The organism is Streptomyces canus 299MFChir4.1 (genome assembly GCF_000383615.1).
GTDB lineage: Bacteria > Actinomycetota > Actinomycetes > Streptomycetales > Streptomycetaceae > Streptomyces > Streptomyces canus_C.
On the sequence record NZ_KB911591.1, the window covers coordinates 76642 to 92752 of the forward strand.

General features: G+C 70.6%; 16 protein-coding genes and 1 pseudogene. 9 read left to right on the forward strand and 8 right to left on the reverse strand.

The features are described from left to right. Positions 1-379 precede the first annotated feature (379 nt). The 3 genes from H293_RS0122790 (at position 380) to H293_RS0122800 (ending at position 3177) form a co-directional block, all read left to right on the forward strand. Positions 380-814, forward strand: coding sequence for a DUF485 domain-containing protein (locus tag H293_RS0122790; RefSeq protein ID WP_259294508.1), 435 nt, complete (start codon positions 380-382; stop codon positions 812-814). Further along, positions 808-2400 carry a solute symporter family protein gene (locus tag H293_RS0122795; protein WP_020120155.1) on the forward strand — a complete coding sequence of 531 codons (1593 nt, stop codon included), beginning with the start codon at positions 808-810 and terminating at the stop codon, positions 2398-2400. The genes H293_RS0122790 and H293_RS0122795 overlap by 7 nt, the downstream gene beginning before the upstream one ends. A gap of 108 nt (positions 2401-2508) precedes the next feature. Next, positions 2509-3177, forward strand: coding sequence for a YceI family protein (locus tag H293_RS0122800; RefSeq protein ID WP_020120156.1), 669 nt, complete (start codon positions 2509-2511; stop codon positions 3175-3177). A 276-nt stretch (positions 3178-3453) separates the two neighbouring features. On the opposite strand, the gene H293_RS0122810 is transcribed toward H293_RS0122800, so the two are convergent. Both H293_RS0122810 and H293_RS0122815 read right to left on the reverse strand, forming a co-directional pair. Beyond that, entirely contained in the window at positions 3454-4869 is a 1416-nt protein-coding gene (locus H293_RS0122810; protein ID WP_020120158.1) for a cytochrome P450 family protein, read from the reverse strand. A gap of 157 nt (positions 4870-5026) precedes the next feature. Continuing rightward, entirely contained in the window at positions 5027-6148 is a 1122-nt protein-coding gene (locus tag H293_RS0122815) for a glycoside hydrolase family 53 protein (RefSeq protein WP_020120159.1), read from the reverse strand. Between the two features lie 226 nt (positions 6149-6374). Here H293_RS0122815 and H293_RS0122820 point away from each other — a divergent pair, with 226 nt between their 5' ends. The 3 genes and pseudogenes from H293_RS0122820 (at position 6375) to H293_RS55050 (ending at position 8726) form a co-directional block, all read left to right on the forward strand. Beyond that, positions 6375-6680 (forward strand): helix-turn-helix domain-containing protein, encoded by a 306-nt coding sequence (locus H293_RS0122820; protein ID WP_020120160.1) that lies wholly within the window; start codon positions 6375-6377, stop codon positions 6678-6680. Then, on the forward strand, positions 6677-8143 hold the full coding sequence (locus H293_RS0122825; protein ID WP_020120161.1) for a helix-turn-helix domain-containing protein: 1467 nt from the start codon (positions 6677-6679) through the stop codon (positions 8141-8143). Before H293_RS0122820 ends, H293_RS0122825 begins: the two co-directional genes overlap by 4 nt. A gap of 9 nt (positions 8144-8152) precedes the next feature. After that, positions 8153-8726, forward strand: a pseudogene (locus H293_RS55050) (transcriptional regulator). A 60-nt stretch (positions 8727-8786) separates the two neighbouring features. Here H293_RS55050 and H293_RS0122835 read toward each other — a convergent pair. Together H293_RS0122835 and H293_RS0122840 are read right to left on the reverse strand one after the other, a co-directional pair. Next, entirely contained in the window at positions 8787-9581 is a 795-nt protein-coding gene (locus H293_RS0122835) for a S1 family peptidase (RefSeq protein WP_020120163.1), read from the reverse strand. Positions 9582-9847: 266 nt separating this feature from the next. After that, the gene (locus tag H293_RS0122840; protein ID WP_020120164.1) at positions 9848-10588 is read right to left on the reverse strand and encodes an SDR family NAD(P)-dependent oxidoreductase; all 741 of its coding nucleotides are present in this window, start codon (positions 10586-10588) and stop codon (positions 9848-9850) included. Between H293_RS0122840 and H293_RS0122845 the strand changes: the two genes are divergently transcribed. After that, a complete protein-coding gene (locus H293_RS0122845) occupies positions 10587-10979 on the forward strand; it encodes an imine reductase family protein (protein ID WP_397895348.1) in 393 nt (130 codons plus the stop codon). The genes H293_RS0122840 and H293_RS0122845 overlap by 2 nt on opposite strands. A 70-nt stretch (positions 10980-11049) precedes the next feature. On the opposite strand, the gene H293_RS0122850 is transcribed toward H293_RS0122845, so the two are convergent. The 3 genes from H293_RS0122850 to H293_RS0122860 form a co-directional block, all read right to left on the reverse strand. Continuing rightward, on the reverse strand, positions 11050-11856 hold the full coding sequence (locus H293_RS0122850; RefSeq protein WP_020120166.1) for an SAM-dependent methyltransferase: 807 nt from the start codon (positions 11854-11856) through the stop codon (positions 11050-11052). 74 nt (positions 11857-11930) lie between these two features. Then, a complete protein-coding gene (locus tag H293_RS0122855; protein WP_007379642.1) occupies positions 11931-12182 on the reverse strand; it encodes a DUF397 domain-containing protein in 252 nt (83 codons plus the stop codon). Further along, entirely contained in the window at positions 12179-13054 is an 876-nt protein-coding gene (locus tag H293_RS0122860) for a helix-turn-helix domain-containing protein (RefSeq protein ID WP_020120167.1), read from the reverse strand. The genes H293_RS0122855 and H293_RS0122860 overlap by 4 nt, the downstream gene beginning before the upstream one ends. Before the next feature lie 302 nt (positions 13055-13356). Between H293_RS0122860 and H293_RS0122865 the strand changes: the two genes are divergently transcribed. After that, a complete protein-coding gene (locus H293_RS0122865; protein ID WP_020120168.1) occupies positions 13357-13755 on the forward strand; it encodes an ATP-binding protein in 399 nt (132 codons plus the stop codon). A 1-nt stretch (position 13756) separates the two neighbouring features. Here the strand turns inward: H293_RS0122865 and H293_RS0122870 are convergent, their stop codons facing one another. Then, entirely contained in the window at positions 13757-15181 is a 1425-nt protein-coding gene (locus H293_RS0122870; RefSeq protein ID WP_259294509.1) for a PP2C family protein-serine/threonine phosphatase, read from the reverse strand. A gap of 45 nt (positions 15182-15226) precedes the next feature. Between H293_RS0122870 and H293_RS0122875 the strand changes: the two genes are divergently transcribed. Further along, entirely contained in the window at positions 15227-16039 is an 813-nt protein-coding gene (locus H293_RS0122875) for an SAM-dependent methyltransferase (protein WP_020120170.1), read from the forward strand. The last annotated feature ends 72 nt before the right edge of the window (positions 16040-16111 follow it).

Here is a 16111-nt window from a genome sequence, read left to right on the forward strand (position 1 = left end):
CCTGCCGACGGAGGGCTCCCCCGGTGCGCTGCATTTGAGACAACCTGGCCTGGACGAAGATGGGGACCTGTTCCGGAGGTCGGCCTTTTCGCAGGCTGCCGGATGCCGGGCGCATGAATCGAAGCACGTGAATGAGTCAGTTCTTCGATTCGGGTCGACCGGCCGGTTGATAGTTCAACGGGGGCGCTGCGACAATCCCGGTCCCGGCCTCGTCGCCACCTCCCCCGACCCACAGGCCGACCGCCCTACAGGCTTGTTGTCAAGCGCGCAATTCCCCCCACGTGAATTCCGCATTCACTAATCCCCCACAAATCCGCACTGAGCATGACTCCGGCGTGCCGTTGAGGCGACGACCGGCGCGGCAGCAAAGAAGGTACATGTGTCACGGCACTCCATGGGGCTCGGCGGGCCGCCGAGCCCCTACGAAGCGGGCCCCGAACCGGCGGACCCGCACTCGGTGTCCCGCCAGCCCGCGTATCAGTCGCTGCGCCGAAGCCACCGGCGTTTCGGTGTCCGGGCCACGGCTGTCGCCGTCGGCGGGTTCCTGCTGTACGTCCTGCTGTCCAGCTTCGCCCCCGGCCTGATGAACACCTCCGTGAGCGGGCATCTCACGCTCGGACTGGCGCTGGGGCTCGGACAGTTCGTCCTGATGGGCGTGATCGTGTGGCGCTATCTCGTGCACATGCGCACCCAGGTCACCCCGGTGGTCCGCGGTCTGCGCGGACTGGTCCGCCACCACGAGACCGCGGCACGCGAACGCGCCGCCTTCGAGACGCGCACGGCCCCCCGCGAGGAGGAGTTCCGCTCATGGTGACGCTCGGCGCCTCCGTCGTGGACCGCCTCAGCCTCCAGCTGACGCTCGTGCTCTTCCTTTCCGTGGTCGTCGTGACCCTGTTCACCGCGTTGCTGACCGCACCCCAACGCGACGAGATCGGCGAGTTCTACCTCGGCAACCGGGCCATGTCCCCGCTGCGCAACGGGCTCGCGATGTGCGGCGACTACGTGTCGGCCGCGACCCTCCTGGGCAGCACCGGACTGGTCGCCCTGACCGGCTACGACGGACTGCTCTACCTGTGCGGCACCGCGGTCGCCTGGATGATGGTCCTGCTGCTGATCGCCGAACCCCTGCGCAACACCGGCAAGTTCACCCTCGGCGACACCCTGGCGACACGCCTGTCGCGCTTGCAGCGGCCGGTCCGCCTCGCCCTGGCCCTGTGCACACTGGCCGTCACCACCCTCTACCTGGTGGCCCAACTCGTCGGCAGCGTCGCCCTGCTGACCCAGTTCACCGGCGAACCCAGCGCCGCCACCCGCACCCTGTGCGTCATCGTCATCGGCACCGTCGTCATCGTCTACGCCGCCATCGGAGGCATGCCGGGCGCCACCTTCATCCAGGTCGTCAAGGCGGTCATGCTCATCTGCGGTGTCACCGTGGCCGGCGTGATGGTGCTGCACCGCTTCGACTGGAACTTCGAGAACCTGCTCGCCGCCGCCGCGGACAACAGCGGACAGGGTGCGCGGTTCCTGGAGCCCGGGCTGCGTTACGGGGGCAGCGTCACCAGCAAACTCGACTTCCTCAGCCTCCAGTTGGCCATCGTGCTCGGACTCGCCGCCCTCCCGCACGTGATGATGCGCCTGCTCGCCCCGAAGTCGGTCGACGTCCTGCGCACCTCGGTGGTGTGGGCCATGGGCCTGGTCAGCCTGGTCTGTCTGGCGGCCGGCGTCCTCGGCCTCGGCGCCACCGCCGTCCTGGGCAGCGACACCATCGAGCACAACGACCGCACGGGGAACGCGGCCGTCCTGCTGCTGGCACACGACCTGGGCGGCGCCGTCCTGACCGCCCTGCTGTCCTGCCTCGCCTTCGTCACCCTCCTCGCGGTCGCCGCCGGCCTCACCCTGGCCGCCGCCTCCTCGCTCGCCCACGACCTCTACGGCGAGGTGATCCGCAAGGGCCGCGCGACGGAGACGGAAGAACTGGCCGTGGCCCGGCTCTCGGCGGCCGTGATCGGCATCCTCGGCATGCTGCTCGCCCTGGTCTCCTGGGGCGCCAACTCCGCGACCCTGGCCTTCCTCGCCTTCGCCATCGCCGCGTCCGCCATCCTGCCGACCCTCGTCTACAGCCTCTTCTGGCGGCGGTTCACCGCGCAGGGCGCTCTCCTCAGCCTCTGCGGCGGCCTGGTCACCTCGGTCCTTCTCGTCGTCCTCTCGCCGGTCGTCTCCTCCGCTCCCGCCTCGCTCTACCCGGACGCCGATTTCGCCTGGTTTCCCTTGCAGAATCCCGGAATCGTCTCCATCCCGGCCGGCTTCCTCCTCGGCTGGCTGGGGTCGATCCTCAGCATTCCGGAAGCAAAGGAGACATACGAGGACTTCGAAGTGCGCACCCTTGTGGGAGTCGACTAGATGTTTTCCCCTCACTTTTCCGGGAACCGTGTGGCGAACACGTGGATATTTCGTCGACAGCGGAGCACGGCTTGCGGCAACAACGCCCGTGCAGTAATTAGGTGATGTATGAACTTGTTCAACCGTGGCACCATGTTCCGCCGCACGGACCGCGCGGAAACCGCCGACGATTCCCAGCCCCCCACCGGGGTGTCGGGCACTGCCACAGCCGTCCTTCCCGACCCCGGACTGGCGGCCCTGACCGGGGAGTGGGCCATCGACCCCGCGCACAGCAGGATCGGCTTCTCCGTACGCCATGCCATGGTGACCACCGTGCGCGGGGCGTTCCTGGAGTACCAGAGCCGCCTCTACTTCAACGGCCGCGACCCGTCCCGTTCCCAAGCGGAGATCGTCATCTCCACCGGCAGCGTCGACACCGGCGTGGAACAGCGCGACGGCCACCTCGTGGGACGGGACTTCCTGGACGCCTCGAACTACCCGCGCATGCGGTTCGTCAGCACCGCCGTGGACGTGGTCGGCCCGGACGTGTACCGGATGACCGGCGACCTCACCATCAAGGCGACCACCCGCCCCGTGGTCCTCGAACTCACCTACATAGGCCATGTCACCGACCCGTTCGGCTACCAGCGGGCCGGCTTCGACGGCACCACCACCATCAACCGCTCCGAGTGGGGCCTGACCTACAGCACCCGGCTCGCCGAGGGAGGTGCCATGGTCAGCGAGAAGGTACGCCTGCAGTTCGACATCGCCGCGATCCGTACGCCTCCGGTCGGCTGAGCGGGACCCTCCGGGCCGGTGGTCCGGGGGATCCCTTCCAGGAAGTCGGACACGTCCGGAACCGCCGTCCAGACACGTTCGGAGCCGCCGTCCCCTGTGCTGCGGCTCCGGACGGGTGGACGGGTCAGGTCCTGGTCGCGCTGAGGTTGACCGAGCGGTGCGTCTGCCAGGCCCTGCTCGTCCGCCTCGTCGAGCAGCTGCTGGAACAGCCCGGAGGCACGGAGCGGGCCACGAACTCGTCCGAGTTCGTGGCCCGCTCCGTGCCTTAAGGGGCCGTCAGCGCCCGCGCACCAGCCCGGCCAGATAACGCCACAGCGACGAACGCGGCCGTCCGGCGGCCTCGTCGGCCGGGGCGGAACCGGCCGCGGCGGGCAGGGGCAGGGGCAGGGGCAGGGGCGGGGGAGGGGGCACTGGCTGGGCCGGCGTGTCCGAGACCGTGTACCGCACCGGGAGCGACCGCAGACCGCGTATGAACGGCGAGGAGCGCCACGGCAGTTGATCGACGGGCAGTGACAACTCCAGCCCCGACAGTCGCTCGAAGAGCCTGCTCACGCCGATCGCCGCCGCACCCCCGGCCAGTTCCCGCGCCGGGCACTGCCGCGGACCGGCCCCCCAGGACAGATGGGCCCGCGTGCTGATGGTCGACTCGGGGCAGACCTTCCCCGCGAAGGCGGGATCCGCGTGCGCGGCGCCGACCGACACCCAGACGGGATCGCCCGCCGCGACGGTGTAGTTGCCGAGCCGCATGTCCTTCAGCGGGAAGCGCGGTACGAAGTTGATCAGCGGCGGCTTCTGCATCACCACCCGGTTCATGGTCTCCCTGATCAGGCCCGCCGACAGGCTGGCGCTAGCGGGGAGGTTCCCGGTGATGACCTCGACGACCGTGTTGGAGATCAGGATGCCGACATGGTCGGAGGTCATCCCGAGCAGCATCATCAGCTCGCGGGACAACTCCTCGACGCTCAGGCCGGGATGGGAGGCGAGCAGATACGAGGGGAAGTCGTCGCCGGGCTCCTTCATCTTCCACGCGCCGAGTTCCGACAGCGTGGCCAGCAGCCGCTCCAGGGCGGGCCCCGCGTCCGGACCGGCGTCCAGCACCCGCCACATGTCCATCAGCGCGTCGTCGTGCTGCGAGCCGGGGAAGCCGAGCAGATGACTGGCGACCATGAGCGGCAGCGGCCGCGAGAACTGCGCGGACAGATCCGCCCATCCGGTACGGCCGCCCTGGGTGAGCAGGGAGATCAGTTCGTCGGCGTCCCGGGTGATCTGCGCCTTGAGCCGCTTGGCCACCGGGTGCCGGGGGTCCTGGAAGGGCCGCAGGGCGGTGTCCCAGGCCACCTTCAGCCCCCGGTAGCCCTCACCGCCCTGGATCAGCACATGGTTGACGTCCAGCGACGGCGCGAGCGGCCAGTCCTCGGGCAGCCGACCCTCGCGCCGCGCCCGCCAGTTCTCCAGCCCCTTGGGCCAGGCATGGTCGTCACGGAGGACCTCGTAGGCCTCCTCGTAGCCCAGCACGAGCCAGACGGGCACTCCCAGCAGGTCGACCGGCGCGACCGGGCCGTGTGCCTGGCGCAGCCGCTCGTACACGATCGACGGGTCCCGCTCGTAGTCCCGGGTCATGAGCGGTTCGAGGCTCATCGACTCCAGCGACTCGTGGCCGGCCGCCGATCCGCTGTCCAGTTGAACCCCCATGACTTCCTTCCCTCGGTCAGGCGCTACGCAAGAGTAATGTGACCCCCTGCGCTGCATCCATGGCGGGGGGTGATTGTCGAGGCCTCGCTTGGGGAAGCCGGGGGAACGGCGAACGGCACCGTCCGAGGACGGTGCCGCTTTGGTGCGAAGTCGTCCCCTACGGGGTCCACTTGATGTTCGGGTTCACATTGCCGGTCCAGTTGAAGACGGCCATGTTGTCCCAGCCGTTGCCGCTGTTGTTGATGTCGGCCGGGTTCCAGCCGTTGCCGGTCACGGCGTACCAGGTGGGCTCCCAGTAGAAGACCCCGATCGCCCCGTTGCCGCGGGCCGCGTTCTGCACGGCGGTGAAGTTGTCCGCCTGGCCCTGCCAGCTGAGCGGGTAGCCCGAGCAGCCCGTCGTGATGGAGTTGGCCGTGCCGTCCGCGTTGGCCGAGGTGAACGGGTAGGCCGTCTCGGCGATGACGACGTCCTTGCCGTACCGGGACTTCATGTCGGACACGACACTGCCCATGTTGGCGATCGTGCCGTGCCACGGGCAGTAGTAGGAGAGCCCGGTGATGTCCCAGTTGACGCCCTTGGCCTTGATGCCGTCGTAGAACCAGCGGGCGTTGGCGTCACTGTCGGCGTCGGCGGTGTGGATGATCACCTGGGTGCCGCTGTTGCACGCCTTGGTCGCGTTGTAACCCGACTTGAGCAGCAGGCTCAGGTTGGTGAAGTCGTTGTTGACGACCTTGCCCTCGTTCCACAGCATGCCGACGTTGATCTCGTTGCCGATCTGCACGCTGTCCGGGGTGGTGCCCTGCGACGTGAGGCTGTTGCAGACGTCGTACGTGTAGTTGTAGACGTCGGTCTGCAACTGGCCGATGGTGTGGCCGGCCCATGCAGCGGGCTTGTTCTGGTTGCCCGGGTCCGCCCAGGTGTCCGAGTAGTGGAAGTCGACCAGCAGCTTCAGCCCCTTGGCCTTCACCTGCTTCGCGTACGACAGCACCTTGGCCCTGTTGTTGTAGCCGCCGGCGGGGTTGTTCCACACCCGCAGGCGGACGTAGTTGACGCCGAGGCCCTTGAGGATGTCCAGCGGGTCCTTGGCGGTGCCGCTCGCGTCGTAGTACTTGGCACCGAGGTCGAGGGCGCGCTGGGCGGTCGAGACATCGGCGCCGCGCATGGTGAGCGTCCCGGCGGCGGAGGCGCTGGTTGACGTGGTGAGCAGGGATGCGGGCAGGGCGAGTGCCGCCAGGAGCATGGCGGCCCTCGCGAGGCGGCGCGGACCTGTGACGGTCATCCCGACCTCCTTGTCTGACATGGCCATGTGAATGAAGACTGGGAACGCTCACAGTAGGAGTCGGTGTCAGGGTTGTAAATACATGCGTCGGGCGCATTTCCGCATGGTTAAAGAGGTGCCGGCTAAGCGCCTTTCATGTGTACGTACACAGATCCGGTGCGTACTCCCGCTGCCCTCTATGCGTGTCGCGCATACCCGGTGCGCCCGGAGTGGTAGGTTCCACGCCATGCGGATGACGCTCGACGAGCGGGTGCGGTCGGCGGTGGCCGCCCTGCTGTACGCGACCGGTGAGTCGCAGACGGAACTGGCCTGCGCGCTGGGGGTGAGCCAGGCGCAGGTGAGCCGCCGTCAGTCCGGCACCGCCGCCTGGAGCCTGGCCGACTGCGACGCGGTCGCCGCGCACTACGGCATCGATCCGCTGGACCTCCTGGCCGGTCCGACCCGGGCCACCGAGACACTGCCCGCCCAGCGGCGCCGCGTCCCCGGCCGTGTGGGACGCCCCGCGGCCGCTCCGGACGGGGGAGTGCGATGACCGACTTCGACGCGATCGACGCGCTGCTCGCCGAGGCGAAGCAGGAGGTCCCGCTGCCACCGGTCGAGGAACGGCGCGCCCTGCGCGAGGAACTGAACGTCTCGCGCGCCCAGCTCGCGAAGGTCCTGGACGTCAGCGCCTCGACGGTGGGCGGCTGGGAGTCGGGACGGGAACCGAGCGGGCAAGTGCGGGAGAAGTACGCGTACTTCCTGGAGGGGGCACGGACGAAGCTGGCGGCCGCGGACCCCGTCGACGACGTGGCGGACGCCGAGGAGGAGGCGGGCCTCGACGACGTCGACGTGCTCCCCGAGCCGCGGCCCTGCGTCCTGTGCGGTCGGCCGGCCCGTCACCAGGTCGAGGGCTTTCCGCAGCACCTGGATTCCGCTGACTGCGCGTCCGGCGAACCCGCGCAACCGGTGCCCCCCGCACCCGAGGAAGCGCCGCGCAGTCCCGCCGCCCCCACCGCACGCGCGGTGAAGGTCGTGCCCGTCGGACGCCGGGTGCAGCCCGCCGACACCCCGGACCTGATCGCCTCCGCCGTGGCGGCCGCGCTCGACCAGTACTCCGGCGACGTGGAGGCGGCGACCGCAGCGCTGGTCAAGCGGGCGATCCCGGACGCGATGGCGCTCCTCGACGACAGCCGCAAGGGCGGCCGGTACGACATCGTCGCCCACCCCTGGCTGCCCGACATCCTGCGCAAGCAGACCGCGCGCGGTGCCGACCAGATCTGGGAGGCCCGCCCCAAGTGGACCAGGCCCGAACTCCCGCCCGGCGAACACGAGGTGACCGCGCTCGACGTCAACGGCGCCTACCTGTCCGCGCTCAAGACCCACCTGCCGATCGGCCAGTTGGAGCACTCCACCGGCGGCGACCACGACCGCCGCCGCGCCGGCGTCCATCTGATCACCCCGCCGGACTGGGACCACGACGCCTACCTGCCGAACCCGCTGGGCAGCCGGGACGAGCCGGGCCCGCTGTGGGTGACCGAGCCGTCCCTGCGTCTGCTGCTGCGCCTGTCCGGCCCGAGGTACGGGCTGTGCGACCCTCCGGAGATCCACGAGTCCTGGACCTCCGGTGCCACCGAGAACCTCCTGGAGAAGTTCCGCATCGCCCTCAAGGACGCCCGCGACCGGGCGATCGCCGAGGACGACGAGGTGACCCTCGAGTACGTGAAGGCCATGTACAGCAAGTTCGTCTCCACGATGGGGGAGTCGAACTACAACCGGGAGCTGTATCGCGCCGACTGGATGCATCTCATCCGCTCCCAGGCCTTCGTGAACCTGTGGTGGAAGGCGCACCGGGCCTATGACGAGGGCCTGACGGTCGTCCGGGCGATGGGAACCGACGAGCTGCACGTGGCCGGTGACTGGCGTGCGGTGTTCGCCGAGGGGCGCGGTGTCACCGAGGTGAAGGTCAAGGACGTGTACACCGTCGGCACCGAGCCGTCGAACGGATCGGAGTGAGGAGACAGGGTGCCGGAGAGGAACATCGAGTTCGGGAAGTACGGGGCTCGGGGCATCAGGGGGCACGAGGCCGTGGCCCGGCAGCTCGACGCGCTCGCCACGTTCATCGCCAGCCCCATCACCACCCGGCGTGGCCTGCTGGCCCGGCTGCACTACCTCACCCGTACCGAACACGCCCGGGCCACCGCCCGCGAGGCGGGCCTCACGGTCACCGACCGCGCGCTGAAGGCGTGGCTGGAGGAGCGCCGCAGCCCCTCGAAGCGCAACCTGGAGAAGATCGAGAGCGCGTACCGCACCGTGCGCCGGCAGAACGTCGCGCGGTACCTGCTCGTACGTCTGACCCGTGAAGGCCGCGGCACGCGGGTCGAGTTCCACCCGCTCAACCAGAGCCGGGTGCCCCGCACCCGCCAACGGGCCGTCGAGTACCGCACCCTGAACGTCCGTCACTGGGACCGCGTCGTACAGGCATGGGCCGCGGGCGACGACGCCGCGCTCGACGAGGCATGGGTGAACGACGTCGTGGTCGATCTCGGCAGCCAGTGGAGAGTACGAGTTCGTGACCGCGATCGGGTTCGCTGCCTGAGGTGGCCCGCGGGCAGCCCCGACCTCGACGCGAGCCGGACGCCTGTCGCTGTGTACGACCTCAGTGCGTGGGAATGCCCAGATCCGCGGCGACCGAGTCCGCGCGGACGAAGACGGACACCGGGAACTGCTCGTCGCAGTACTTGTTGCCGGACGACACGATTCCCACGACCTTGCCGCCGCTGATCAGCGGCCCGCCGGAGTCCCCGGGGCAGATGCTGTCGGTCGTACCGGGACGGGGCATGCCGCACAGCATCTCGGCGGGGTCGGTGTCGGGGTCGGTGTACGGCCGGCAGGCGGCGAGGGGAGAGAGGACGAGCTTGGTCTGCTTGAGCCTGGTTCCGCCGATGCCGGGCCCGGTGCGTCCCCAGCCGAGCACGGTGGCCTTCCGGCCGTCGGCCACCAGCTTGCCGTCCTGGGGGCCGGCCACCGGGATCGTCCGGTACGGCATCGGCCGGTCCAGGGAGAGGACGGCGGCGTCGTGGGCGTAACCGGGCCCGCCGTACCGCGAGTCCAGCCTGGCCGACGTGACCGCCCGCTCCGTGCCGTCGGTGCCGTCCACCCGGGTGCGGCCGCCGACGACCGTCAGCGTGGACACATCGCCGGCGCTCTCCACGCAGTGGGCGGCCGTGAGCACCTTCGTGGGCGCGACGAGGGTGCCACCGCAGAACTGCCTGCCCTCCAACTCGATCAACATCGCGTACGGCCGGGCCTTCGTGGTGGCCGGGCCACCGCCCTTGATCGCGGAGGCGGGAGTGGCGGTGGACCAGAGTGCGGCCGCGGCGAGCACGGCGGTGGTGACGACGGCGGCCGTACGCGTTCCGGGACGGGTGGCTCCGGCGGAGCGGATCGACATCGCGGTTCCCCCTGAACTGCTTGGCACGGGGCGTGGATCGGCCCCGCGTGGTGTGGTCGGTGGGGAGGACGAGCGTCGGGGGCCCGTCGGTTTCGCGGAACGCCGTGTCGCGGTCCGCGTTCGTCGGACGTTCAGGCGTCCGCCGCCGGTCGCCGTCGCAGGGGGAGGATCTGGAACGGCCCCGGTCTGGCCCGGGCCACCTCCGACGGCGGCACCGACCGCAGGTCGTAGGCCCCCTCCCCGCCGCCCTGACGCATCACCGGCTCTCAGGTCAGGTTCAGGCCGCCGTCCAGCACGATGACCTCACCGGTCAGATAGCCGCTGCCGATCACCGACGCCACCAGGTCGGCCACGTCATCGGGTCGCGCCGGGCGGTGCATCGGCGCACGTTCCCGCCACAGCTCGTGCGCCTGGGCCCAGTCCTTCGTCATCGGCGTGTCCACGAGGCCCGGCGCCACCGCGTTCACCCGCACGTCGGGCCCGAGCGCGGACGCGAGCAGCCGGGTCACGTGGTTGAGCGCGGCCTTGCTCGCCGCGTACGGCACCGAGGAACCCTTGGGCCGTACGCCGGCGTGGCTGGTGATGTTGACGATGCTGCCGCCCCCGGGGGACCGCCGTAGCGCCGGAAGGGCCGCGGTGCACAGCACCCAGGGCGCGATGAGGTTGACCTCCAGCAGTTCCCGCCAGTCCGCCGCAGTCGCCGCCGCGAGGTCCGCGTGCGGGATGGGCCGACTGATGCCCGCGTTGTTCACCAGCACGTCCAGCCGCCCGAACTGGTCCAGCGCCCTCTCGACCAGCCCCCGGGCCTCGTCCTCGACGCCGAGGTCCGCCTGGACGTAGGCCCCGCCGAGCTCCGCCGCCAGCGCCCGCCCGGCCTCAGCGCTGCGTCGCGAGTGCACGACGACCCGCGTCCCGTCCGCCGCGAGCCGCCGTACGACGGCCTCGCCGATCCCCGACGTGGACCCGGTGACCAGGGCGACGGGCCGGTCTCCTGCTTCGATGCTCATGACAGTGGATCTTGTCACGGCGCGCCCGAAGCAGGTCCACGGACAACGGTCAGTAGCCGGGCCCCGGGGCCCGCGCGGCGGTCGAGCGACCACGGCGCACCACGCCGTCGACCCCGTGTCGCTCGCCCCGCTGCTCGCCGACTGGCTGGTCGCGACGGCCCCGGCCGTCCACCGGACCGCCGACCAGCTGCGCGGCGGCGACTACACCCAAGGGGTCGTCTCCAGCCTCGCCATGCAGGTGGCCGGCACTCCGGCCTTCCTGAGCACCGCCGAAGAGCAGGGCGTCAGTCCGGAACTGGTCCGCCCCTACTTCGAGTTGATGCGCCGTCGGCTGGCCGAGGGCGGCGGGGAGGAGGACCTGACGGGCGTGATCGACCTGCTGGTGCGCTGACGGTCGCTGGCCGCCTGGGCCGCACCGGTCCTCGGCCGTGCGGGCAGGCGCCCGCACGGCCGACGCCGGGTCACGGCTTGATGCCCACCCCGGTCCACAGGCTGACCTCGGCGTCCGAGGCGGTCGGCTCCTTGTCCGGGCGCCAGCGATGACCGACCGAGACACCCGGGTCGAGCAGGTCCAGGCCCTCGAAGAAGCGCGCCACGTCGGCCCGCGAGCGGAACTGCACCGGGGTACCCGCGTTGGTGTAGATGTCCGTGACCTTCTGCCACGTGTCCGGGTCGAAGTCGGGCGTGCAGTGGCTCAGGGCCAGCGCGCTGCCCGAAGGAAGCTCGGCCAGCAGACGGCTCACGATGCCGTACGGGTCCTGCGCGTCGGTGACGAAGTGCATGAGGGCGTTGAGGGACAGCGCCACCGGCCGGTCGGTGTCCAGCGCCTCGGCCAGCTCGGGCGCGTTCAGCAGTGCGCCCGGGTTGTTGACGTCGGCCTCGATGTACGCGGTGCGGCCCTGGGGGGTGTTGCGCATCAGACGCTCGGCGTACTTGAGGACCAGGGGGTCGTTGTCGGCGTAGACCACCCGGGCGTCGGGCACCACCGACTGCGCGACCTGGTGGAGGTTCGGCTCGGTGGGGATACCGGTGCCGACGTCCAGCCACTGGCGGATGCCGTGCTCCTTCGCGAGCACGCGGGTGGCGCGGTGCATGAACGCGCGGTTCTCCCGGGCGCAGGTGAAGATGCCGGGGTAGACCGACGCGACGGCCTCGGCCGCCTGCTTGTCGACGTCGAAGTGGTCCTTGCCGCCGAGGTAGTAGTCGTACATCCGGGCGGAGTGGGGCCGGCTGGTGTCGATCTCCCGCGCGGCGTGGGAGTGGGTCATCCTGTCCCTTTCAGTGGTGTGCGTGGGGGTGTCGGGCAGGTCGCTGCCGGGGCAGGTCCGGCTCGGGTCATGGGTCAGCCGGCCGTGAGATGGTCGGCGAGGCCCCGCTTGACGCCCGCGACGAACGCGGCGATCTCCTGCGGGGTGTAGATCAGGGCGGGTCCGGCCGGATCGGTCGACTGCCGCAGTGCCACCCGGCCGTCGGCCAGGAGCTTGGTCTGCACGCACTGGCCGCCGTTGGGGCCGCTCCACGGGGACTCCCAGCCCTGCTCGCCGAGGTCGGTGGCCGGCATCCCGTTGTAGACGTGACAGTCGGTGCTGGTCATGAGTACTCCTTGCGCATGCGGTTCAGGAGTGCCTTGCTGTCCGCGTCCGAGCTCAGCAGGGACATGCGGTTGTGCGCCTCCAGATGCGCCGAAACGTCCGAGCGCTGGTCGAGGTACATCGCGCCGGAGAGGACCTCGGTGTAGACGATGTCCGGCAGCTCCGGTTCCTCGAAGCGGAAGTAGGTGAACGGGGCGCACGCGCCCACGTGGGCACCGGCCGTGAACGGCACCACGTCCACGCTGACGTGTTCCAGTTCCGAGATCTCCAGGAGCCGTTCGATCTGTTCCCGCATGACCTCGGGGCCGCCGACCACCCGGTGCAGTACGGCCTCTTCCATCACCACCCACAGCGTGGGCGCGTCGGGTCTGGCCAGCAGGCTCTGGCGGCGCAGCCGCAGGTCCACCCGCCGCCCGAGGTCCTCGTCGGCCTCGTTGGGGAAGCCGCCGCGCAGCACTCCGCGCGCGTACGCGTGGGTCTGCAGCAGCCCCGTGACGTAGTGGGGCTCGTAGGTGCGCAGGGTCCTGGCCCCGGCCTCCAGGCTGACGTATGCGCTGAACCAGTTGGGCAGGACGTCCCGGTAGGTGTGCCACCAGCCGGGCTCGTTGGCCCGCTCGGCGAGGGCGACGAACTCGTCGATCTCCTGCCGGTCGGCCCCGTAGGTCTCCAGCAGCTTCTCCACGTAGAGCGGCTTGAGGGCGACCTCGGCCTTCTCCAGGCGGCGGATGGTCAGGGAGGTCACCCTGAGTGCCTTGGCCGCGTCCTCCAGCGAGGCCCCCGCGCCCTGCCGCCGCTCCTGAAGGCGCCGGCCCAGGATCATGCGCAGCACGGTGGGAGCACTGGTGCCACCGGTGCCCGTACGGCCTTCGCTCACGTCCTGACCTCCTGAAGGGGTGTCACCGGCACGAGTCTGACAGCGACTTGCTGACGGCACCAGGCGGATATCGGCTTTCTGAAATTATCAGGAAGCTGGTTGCAGGTTGAACTTGGGTGCGAGCATAGTGACTTGTGCGAACCGTGCCGCCGAACGCGCGCCCGGTGCCGTCAACCGCCCACACCCACGGGCGGGTTGGCATTTCCCTGCCCGATGAGTCTCGCCCGGCCGCGCCGCCGCCCCCACGGAAGGCCAACACCGTGTCCCCCCACACGACCTCGTCCCCTCAGCTGTTAGACGCCGTGGACCAGGAACGAACCCACTGGATCGAACTTCCCGCGCACCGCTCCAGCATCGGGGTCGCCCGTCGCTCCGTGGGCACCCGGCTCAAGGCCTGGAGCCTGCCGGGCGAGCTGTGCTCGGACGCGGTGCTGCTCCTGTCCGAGCTGGCCACCAATGCCGTGTGCCACACCTTCAGCGCACGCATTCTGTGCGGCATCGGGCTGGTCGGCGCCGGGGTCCTCCGGTTGGAGGTGCACGACCACGACCGCTCGGGCCCCACGCTCCGCCGGTGCCGTGCGAGCCTCGACGACGAGGGCGGGCGCGGCCTGTTCCTCGTGGAGGAACTCGCGGACACCTGGGGGGTGGACCGGTCCAGACTCACCGGCGGCAACGCCGTGTGGGCGAATCTGACCGCCTGAACTAGTCCTTGGAGGGCGTGAGTTCGGCCAGCAGCAGGGTCCGGTCGTCCGCTCCGGCCGGATCGGAGGGGGCGTGTAGCAGCCGTCGGCACAGCGCGGGGAGCGGGTCTTGGTCGACGGCCGCCGCGTCGAGCGCCCGGGCGAGGCGGGTGATCTGGTGGTCTATGTCGGTGTCCCGGGACTCGACCAGACCGTCGCTGTAGAGCACGAGCAGCGAGGGGGCGTCGATGGTCAGGACGGTCGGCTCGTACGTGCCCGCGGCGAGGCCGAGCGGCAGTCCCGCGCCGACCAGCGTGACCGGAGCGGTCCGGCCGTCCGGGCCGCGCAGCAGCGGGGGCGGATGGCCGGCGCCCACGAGTGTGCAGGTGCGCTGCCGGGGGTCCCACTCGGCGTAGATGCAGGTCGCGAAGGAGGCGCCCGGGGTGTCGCTGGCGAGTGCGTCGAGCCGTCGTACGAGGTCGGCGGCGGGGATGTCGAGGCCCGCCAGAGTGCGTACGGCGGTGCGCAGTTGGATCATCGCCACGGCGGACTCCGGGCCGTGCCCCATGGCGTCCCCGACGATCATACTGACCCGGTCGCCGGGCCGTCTGAGCACGTCGAACCAGTCGCCGCCGATGATCGAGCCCTGTCCGGCGGGCAGGGAGCCGTGGGCGATGCGCAAGCCCTCGACCTCCTGGATCGTGCCGGGCAGCAGACTGCCCCGGATGGCCAGCGCGGTGCGGCGCTCGTGCTCGTAGCGGCGCGCGTTGTCCAGGGCGACGGCGGCCCGCGCGGCCAGCGACTCCACGGCGGCGGTCTCCGCGGTCAGGAACGGCCCGCGGTCCGGTCCGCGAGAGCAGGCCACGAAACCGATCGCCCCGCCCCGCAGCCGCAGCGGCACCACCAGGAAGGACCGCGACTTGAGGAGTTCGTCGACCCGCTCGTCCCGCCCGGCGGAGGCGGCGAGCCGCTCGGCCGTGTGGTCGTCGACGGAGTCCAGCAACTGCGCGTGTCCGTCCACCAGCGCGCGGGCGTACGGCGTCTCGCGGGGAAAGACGATCACCTCGCCGACCGGCAGGACGCCCTCCCAGGACTCGGGCGCGTCGGTGCCCACCCGCAGGGCCAGCCGGCGCGCCTCGATCTGGGCGGGATCCGCGCCGGCGTACGTGGTCTCCTCGCGGCGCCACCGCTCCAGCAGATAGAGGGAGGCCGCGTCGCAGAAGCCGGGTGTCAGCGCGTGCACGACATGACTGCCGGTCAGCCCCAGGTCGAGCTCCGAGCCGATGACGTCGGCCGCGGGGGAGAAGAAGGACCGCCGGGGCGGGGGCACGGCGGTGGGGGTGTCGTCGGAGCGGCTGTGGGGTTCGTTCCGCAGGGTCGTGGGGCCTTTCCGGGTGGGGGTCCGGGCGCCCGGCAGGGACAACTGATCGCCAGGCGTCGACGGCAACTATATGATGAGGCGTCAAGTACCTTGGTGGGAAAGGACGTTCTGGTGAACGACACGGATGCTCTGCCGCCAGGGGCCGATCCGGACAAGGCGAGCGTAGCCCGGATGTACGACGCGTTGCTGGGTGGGGAGCACAACTTCGCCATCGACCGGGAGGCGGTGGCGGCCGTCACCGGCATCGACCCCCAGGTTCGGGCGCTGGCCCGGGCCAACCGCGCCTTCCTCGGACGGGCCGTACGGCTCCTGGTCGGGGCCGGCGTCCGCCAGTTCATCGACCTCGGCTCCGGTATCCCGACCCAGGGCAACGTCCACGAGGTGGCCCAGGCGGCGAACCCCAAGGCCCGGGTGGTCTACGTGGACAAGGACCCGGTGGCGGTCGCCCACAGCACCACCCTGCTGGCCGACAACCCGCTCGCCGACATCGTCGACGCCGACATCCGGCGGCCGGCCGACGTCCTGGCCTCGCCGCAGGTGCGTGAGCTGATCGACTTCGACGAGCCGGTCGCCGTGCTGATGGTCGCGATCCTGCACTTCGTCGCGCCCGAGGAGAACCCGGCCGGCATCGTGGCCGCCTTCCGGGACGCCCTGCCCGGGGGCAGCTGGCTGGCCCTGTCCCATGCCACGAACGAGGACCGTCCGGACACGGCCGCCGCGGTCACCCAGCTGTACCGCGCCCGGGCCACCTCACCCGTCACCGTCCGCTCCCACGACGAGATCCAGGGCCTCTTCGCCGGGTTCGAACTGACGGAGCCCGGCCTGGTCCATGTCCCGCTGTGGCGCCCGGACGAGGGCGAGGACATCCCGGAGAAGCCGTCGGAGTACTGGGTGTACGCGGGAGTCGGCCGCAAGAGCGGGTGACAGTGGGGGAAAGCTGCTGACGCCGCGGCGGGACGTCGACCGGTCCACCGACCTCCCGTGACCCCCTGACCG